The following is a 1,741-nucleotide window of genomic DNA, read 5'->3' on the forward strand; positions in this document are numbered from 1 at the left end:
GCGAATTTTGGAGTGATGAACCACCCTTGGAAAGTAACCTACATCTACAACAAATTATTTTACTAATTCAGTGTTTAGAATGGTGGTGGCGCGAGCGAGAAGATTATTTTGCCGCCGGCAATTTAACTATCTATTACAGTCCCAACCAGAAAAAGTCAGAATTCTTTCGTGGTCCTGATTTTTTCGTCGTTTTGGGGACAAATCCCAATCCTAACCGCAGAAGTTGGGTAGTTTGGCGAGAAGAGGGCAAATATCCCAATTTAATTATCGAAATTCTCTCCGATAGTACCGCCAAAGTTGACCGAGAGGAGAAAAAACAAATTTATCAGGATATATTTCGCACTCCCGATTATTTTTGGTTTGACCCAGAAAGCTTAGAATTTGCAGGATTTACCCTAATTAGCGGTCAATATCAACCGATTACCCCCAATGCCCAGGGATGGCTCTGGAGTCAACAATTAGGCTTATATTTGGGTTTATCCGCCAATAAATTGCGCTATTTTACCCCCGAAGGGGAATTAGTACCCACTCCCGCAGAAGCGGCACAACAGGCAGAAAATCAGGTTTTAGAGGCAGAAAACCGGGTTTTAGAGGCAGAAAATCGGGCTGTAGAGGCAGAAAACCAAGTACAGCAAGAAAAGCAAAAAGCGGCGAAATTAGCAGCTAAACTGCGGGAATTAGGCATAGATACCGAGGAAAATCTCTAATCTTCATTTTCGGGGAGGGGTGAGGGTATTTGGTGTCATTTAGAGGCTGAATAGTTGATTAATCGCAGAAAGCTCCGCGCAAGCGTAAATTTTCCCGCAATTCCTCGGTCATCCCCACGTTATCGGCAAACTTTGCCCCCTGCACTTTTGCCCCACTCAAATTCGCTTGAGTGATGTTGACTTCAACCAAATTAGCTCCTGCTAAATTGGAGCCAATTAAATTAGCTAAAGCCAAACTAGAACGGTAAAAATCAGCATAACTTAAATCGGCATTAGCTAATAAGGCTCCGCTTAAATCTGCTACCTTAAAACTAGCATGACTGCCGTTAATTTCACTTAAATCAGCATCGGTTAAATTGGCCCCCCGCAGATTAGCTTGATAGAGATTAGCCATACCTAAAGATATGCCACTTAATTCCGCTGCCAGGAGATTTGCCCCGGTAAAATCTGTTAGGGTATCCAGTTCAGCTAATTGGGCTAATTCCAGAAAATCATCACTAACAGCAGCATAAATTCCCTCGATTTGTGTCTGCAATTTCTCTAAATTTTCTGATGCTGCCGGTTGCGGTTCAACTAGAACATTATCTAATTCCACCTGCGATGAACCCAAAGAAATACGACTTAAAAAAGCATCAAATTGATTTTCCATTAGGAAAAATGCTAACTTTCGCTCTAAAATACTATGTTTATTGGGACTTAGATCGTGTTTCCATAATCCCGATGTTTCCGTGATACAGATATCGGCAGCTGTCACCGAAAATTGCACAGTTAGATGATAAGGTTCTTCCTCGACACTGACGGTTCCTAGGTTAATCCTTTCGAGCGCTCCTGTAAATATTGACTGAACACTTTTGAACGATAACCGCCATTGATAATTATTAATACGATTTATGTATAACTCTTGACTAGAAAGAGGATTTGGTGTTAGGTGACAATTAACTAAAACAAAATCTAATTTTCCTCCTTTCAGTCCCCATTTAATTTCCCCGCCGAGGAGAGATTGAATTTGAGCTTGTAGGTGTAAAGTTAAATAT

Annotated in this window: 2 protein-coding genes; one reads left to right on the forward strand and one right to left on the reverse strand. The window is 41.1% G+C overall.

Annotated elements, in window-relative coordinates; all coding sequences use genetic code 11:
* Positions 1-707 (forward strand): Uma2 family endonuclease (locus IQ242_RS24025; protein WP_193961681.1); only part of this gene is annotated, 707 nt, incomplete at its 5' end.
* 58 nt (positions 708-765) lie between these two features.
* On the opposite strand, the gene IQ242_RS24030 is transcribed toward IQ242_RS24025, so the two are convergent.
* On the reverse strand, positions 766-1,741 hold a 976-nt coding region (locus tag IQ242_RS24030), incomplete at its 5' end, for a pentapeptide repeat-containing protein (RefSeq protein WP_193961682.1).

Origin of the sequence: Microcystis sp. LEGE 08355, assembly GCF_015207185.1 — a bacterium.
Classification (GTDB): Bacteria; Cyanobacteriota; Cyanobacteriia; order Cyanobacteriales; family Microcystaceae; genus Microcystis; species Microcystis panniformis.